Here is a 4,998-nt window from a genome sequence, read left to right as displayed (position 1 = left end):
TGTGGCGCCAGTCGCTCCGGCCGCTCCGGCCGCCAAGCCGGCGGCGCCGGTCGTGGCGACCAAGCCGGCGACTCCCGCGCCTGTTCCGGCCACCAAGCCCGCCGCTGTGCCCGCGCAGACGCCGGCCCAGGTGGTTGCGCAGCCGCCGGCGAAGCTCGATACCACGCAGAATCGCGTCGACCCCAACGGCCTGCCGATCAGTTGGTCGGTGCAACTGGCCAGCCTGTCGAGCCGCGAAGGTGCCGAGAGCCTGCAGAAGAGCCTGCGCAGCCAGGGGTACAACGCCTATATCCGTTCCGCCGATGGCAAGAACCGGGTATTCGTCGGTCCCCTGATCGAGCGGGCGGAGGCGGATCGCCTGCGCGACCTGCTCGGTCGTCAACAGAACCTGAAGGGTTTTGTCGTCCGTTTCCAACCCGAGCGCGGTTGAGCGCCGGGTTGTACGAAATCCACCGAACAACCGCCTTACCAGCAGGGCGGCGCTCTGCTAAAATGCGCCGCCTTATCCGTCTGTAGGCTGCACTGTGCCATTTACCTGGGTTGACTGGGCGATTATCGCGGTAATCGTCGTTTCCGCTTTGATCAGCTTGAGCCGCGGCTTCGTCAAGGAAGCCTTGTCCCTGCTCACCTGGATCATCGCCGGCGTGGTCGCCTGGATGTTCGGTGGCTCGTTGTCCGTGTACCTCACCGACTATATCCAGACACCTTCGGCGCGCGTGATCGCGGGCTGTGCAATCATGTTCGTCGCGACCCTGCTGGTCGGCGCCATGATCAATTACCTCATCGGCGAGTTGATTCGCGTCACCGGCCTGTCCGGGACCGATCGCTTTCTCGGCATGGCCTTCGGCGCCGCGCGTGGCGCGCTGCTGGTGGTGGTCGCGGTCGGGCTGCTCAGTCTCGGGCCGGTTCAGCAGGATCCGTGGTGGCAGGAGTCCCGGCTCGTGCCACAATTTTTAATGGTTGCAGATTGGTCGAAGAACCTCATATTGGGGTGGAGCAGTCAGTGGCTGGCCAGCGGAATCAGCGTACCCGCTGATATGCCGTTCAAGGAACATCTCTTGCCGGGCAAACCCGCCCAGTGAGAGTCGTTCAGTTCAGATTCATTAAGTAGGGGTTGCGTCGCATGTGTGGCATCGTCGGTATCGTCGGTAAGTCGAACGTCAATCAGGCGCTGTATGACGCGCTAACCGTGCTCCAGCACCGCGGCCAGGACGCTGCCGGTATCGTGACCAGCCATGACGGCCGGTTATTCCTGCGCAAGGACAACGGATTGGTCCGCGACGTATTCCAGCAGCGCCACATGCAGCGCCTGGTGGGTCACATGGGCATCGGCCATGTGCGCTACCCGACTGCCGGCAGCTCGACGTCGGCTGAAGCTCAGCCGTTCTACGTCAACTCGCCGTACGGCATCACCCTGGCGCACAACGGCAACCTGACCAACGTCGAACAGTTGGCCAAGGAGATCTACGAGTCCGACCTGCGTCACGTCAACACCAACTCCGATTCCGAAGTGCTGCTCAACGTGTTCGCCCACGAGCTGGCTCTGCGTGGCAAGCTGCAGCCGACCGAGGAAGACGTCTTCGCCGCGGTGACCGACGTGCACAACCGTTGCGTCGGCGGCTACGCGGTGGTGGCGATGATCACCGGCTACGGCATCGTCGGTTTCCGTGACCCCCATGGCATTCGCCCGATCGTGTTCGGCCAGCGTCATACCGACGAAGGCGTCGAGTACATGATCGCGTCCGAGAGCGTGTCCCTGGACGTGCTCGGCTTCACCCTGATCCGCGACCTGGCTCCGGGCGAAGCGGTGTACATCACCGAAGACGGCAAGCTGCACACCCGTCAGTGCGCGACCAACCCGAGCCTGACACCGTGCATCTTCGAACACGTCTACCTGGCCCGTCCTGACTCGATCATCGACGGTGTGTCGGTGTACAAGGCGCGCCTGCGCATGGGCGAGAAGCTGGCCGAGAAGATCCTGCGCGAGCGTCCCGACCATGGCATCGACGTGGTCATCCCGATTCCGGACACCAGCCGCACCGCGGCCCTGGAACTGGCGAACCACCTGGGCGTGAAGTTCCGCGAAGGCTTCGTGAAGAACCGCTACATCGGCCGCACTTTCATCATGCCTGGCCAGGCGGCCCGCAAGAAGTCCGTACGGCAGAAGCTCAACGCCATCGAGCTGGAGTTCCGCGGCAAGAACGTGATGCTGGTGGACGATTCGATCGTGCGCGGCACCACCTGCAAGCAGATCATCCAGATGGCCCGTGAAGCCGGCGCGAAGAACGTCTACTTCTGCTCGGCGGCCCCGGCCGTGCGTTACCCGAACGTCTACGGCATCGACATGCCGAGTGCCCACGAACTGATCGCCCACAACCGTACCACCCAGGACGTTGCCGACCTCATCGGTGCCGACTGGCTGGTCTATCAGGACCTGCCGGACCTGATCGAGGCCGTGGGCGGTGGCAAGATCAAGATCGAACAGTTCGACTGCGCGGTATTCGACGGCAAGTACGTCACCGGCGATATCGACGAGCACTACCTGAACCGGATCGAGCAGGCGCGCAACGACGCGGCCAAGGCCAAGACCCAGGCCGTCAGCGCGATCATCGATCTGTACAACAACTGATTGGAAGCCGGCCCCGGAGCGCGGCGTTGAACGCGCCGCATCCCTTGAGCGCGCCGCGATCCTTGTTGGAGCGAGGCTTGCCCGCGAAGCTTTTGGCGGTCTTGAGCGCCTCTTCGCGGGCAAGTCCTGCTCCTACAGAAATGGGCGTCTCTCCAAGGGCTGGTCTGGTATCTTCCAAAGATTGAGAGCAAGGAGTGGCAGCATGAGTCAGGAATGGGATGCCGGTCGGCTGGACAGCGATCTCGACGGCGTAGCCTTCGACACCCTGGCCGTTCGTGCCGGTCAACACCGTACCCCGGAGAGCGAGCACAGCGATCCGCTGTTCTTCACCTCCAGCTACGTTTTCCGCACCGCCGCCGACGCGGCCGCGCGCTTTGCCGGCGACGTGCCGGGTAATGTCTATTCGCGCTACACCAACCCCACCGTACGTTCCTTCGAAGAGCGCATCGCCGCCCTGGAAGGCGCCGAACAGGCCGTGGCGACCTCCACCGGCATGTCGGCGATCATGGCCGTGGTCATGAGCCTGTGCAGCGCCGGCGACCATGTGCTGGTGTCGCGCAGCGTGTTCGGTTCCACCATCAGCCTGTTCGAGAAGTACTTCAAGCGCTTCGGTGTCGAGGTCGACTATGTGCCGCTGGCGGAACTGTCCGGCTGGGATGCGGCGATCAAGCCCAACACCAGGCTGCTGTTCGTCGAATCGCCGTCGAACCCGCTGGCCGAGCTGGTGGACATCGCCGCCCTGGCGGAAATCGCCCACGCCAAGGGCGCGCTGCTGGTGGTCGACAACTGCTTCTGCACGCCGGCGGTACAGCAGCCGCTGAAGCTGGGCGCGGACGTGGTGGTGCATTCGGCGACCAAGTACATCGACGGCCAGGGCCGTTGCATGGGCGGCGTGGTCTGCGGTCGCAGCGAGCAGATGAAGGAAGTCGTCGGCTTCCTGCGTACCGCCGGACCGAGCCTCAGCCCGTTCAACGCCTGGATTTTCCTCAAGAGCCTGGAAACCCTCAACCTGCGCATGCGCGCCCATTGTGCCAGCGCCCTGGCCCTGGCCGAGTGGCTGGAGCAGCAGGACGGTATCGAGAAGGTTCACTACGCCGGCCTCAAGAGCCATCCGCAGCACGAGCTGGCCCAGCGTCAGCAACGGGGTTTCGGTGGTGTGGTGAGTTTCGAGGTCAAAGGTGGGAAAGAGGGCGCCTGGCGCTTCATCGACGCCACCCGGATGATCTCGATCACTGCCAACCTGGGCGACAGCAAGACCACCATCACCCACCCGAGCACCACCTCCCACGGCCGTCTGTCGCCGCAGGAGCGTGAAGCGGCGGGGATCCGCGACAGTCTGATCCGCGTGGCGGTCGGCCTCGAAGATGTGGCCGACCTGCAGGCCGACCTGGCGCGCGGCCTGGCCGCGCTGTGATCGAGTTGGGTTTCGCGGCGAGCGTTGGCAATAATGGCCGCGTCGCGCTGGTGACCGGCGCGGCGCGGGGCATCGGCCTGGGTATCGCGGCCTGGCTGATCAGCGAAGGCTGGCAGGTGGTGCTGGCGGACCTGGATCCGCTGCGCGGTGGCAAGGTGGCCGAGGTGTTTGGCGATAACGCCTGCTTCATCGCCATGGACGTCTCCGACGAGGCGCAGGTGGCCCGGGGCGTGGCCGAGGTGCTCGGGCGCTTCGGCCGGCTCGATGCGCTGGTGTGCAACGCGGCGATTGCCGACCCGCACAACATCACCCTCGAAAGCCTCGACCTGGCTCACTGGAATCGGGTGCTGGCGGTCAACCTCAGTGGCCCGATGCTGCTGGCCAAGCACTGTGCGCCTTACCTGCGCGCCCATTGCGGGGCCATCGTCAACATCGCCTCGACCCGTGCGACGCAGTCGGAGCCGGATACCGAGGCGTATGCGGCGAGCAAGGGTGGCTTGCTGGCCCTGACCCATGCGCTGGCGATGAGCCTCGGTCCGGAGATTCGGGTGAACGTGGTCAGCCCGGGCTGGATCGATGCCCGTGATCCGGCGCAGCGCCGGGCCGAGCCGTTGAGTGAGAGTGACCATGCCCAGCACCCGGTGGGCCGGGTGGGGACGGTCGAGGACGTGGCGGCAACAGTGGCATGGCTGTTGTCCAAGGGTGCAGGCTTTGTCACCGGCCAGGAATTCGTGGTCGATGGCGGCATGAGCAGGAAGATGATCTACGCCGAGTAGGGCGCTGTAGCCCGCCTGGCATGAGGTTTGGGCGACAGCGGAACTGACATGGATGTGTCTTTTTTCAGAAAAACTTCAAGCGGGCTATTGACTTAGGTTCTCTACCTGCGTAAATTTCGCGGCCTCGACGAAGCAAAGGGTGATTAGCTCAGCCGGGAGAGCATCTGCCTTACAAGCAG

Annotated in this window: 5 protein-coding genes; all 5 read left to right on the top strand. The window is 64.3% G+C overall.

Annotation, left to right across the window (positions count from 1 at the left end):
• Positions 1-430: SPOR domain-containing protein (locus tag K675_RS0115555; protein ID WP_017904426.1), on the top strand; the 430-nt coding region annotated here is incomplete at its 5' end.
• A gap of 94 nt (positions 431-524) precedes the next feature.
• Positions 525-1,082, top strand: coding sequence for a CvpA family protein (locus K675_RS0115550; RefSeq protein WP_026145225.1), 558 nt, complete (start codon positions 525-527; stop codon positions 1,080-1,082).
• A gap of 41 nt (positions 1,083-1,123) precedes the next feature.
• Positions 1,124-2,629 carry an amidophosphoribosyltransferase gene (gene purF / locus K675_RS0115545; RefSeq protein ID WP_017904424.1) on the top strand — a complete coding sequence of 502 codons (1,506 nt, stop codon included), beginning with the start codon at positions 1,124-1,126 and terminating at the stop codon, positions 2,627-2,629.
• Positions 2,630-2,831: 202 nt separating this feature from the next.
• Entirely contained in the window at positions 2,832-4,043 is a 1,212-nt protein-coding gene (locus K675_RS0115540; RefSeq protein WP_017904423.1) for an O-succinylhomoserine sulfhydrylase, read from the top strand.
• Positions 4,040-4,819 (top strand): SDR family oxidoreductase, encoded by a 780-nt coding sequence (locus tag K675_RS0115535; protein ID WP_017904422.1) that lies wholly within the window; start codon positions 4,040-4,042, stop codon positions 4,817-4,819. Before K675_RS0115540 ends, K675_RS0115535 begins: the two co-directional genes overlap by 4 nt.
• Positions 4,820-4,998 lie beyond the last annotated feature (179 nt).

This window comes from Pseudomonas fuscovaginae SE-1 (genome assembly GCF_000364705.1).
GTDB classification, from domain to species: Bacteria; Pseudomonadota; Gammaproteobacteria; order Pseudomonadales; family Pseudomonadaceae; genus Aquipseudomonas; species Aquipseudomonas fuscovaginae_A.
Note: the sequence above shows the minus strand (reverse complement) of the source record. Positions and strands in the feature narration are given on the sequence as shown.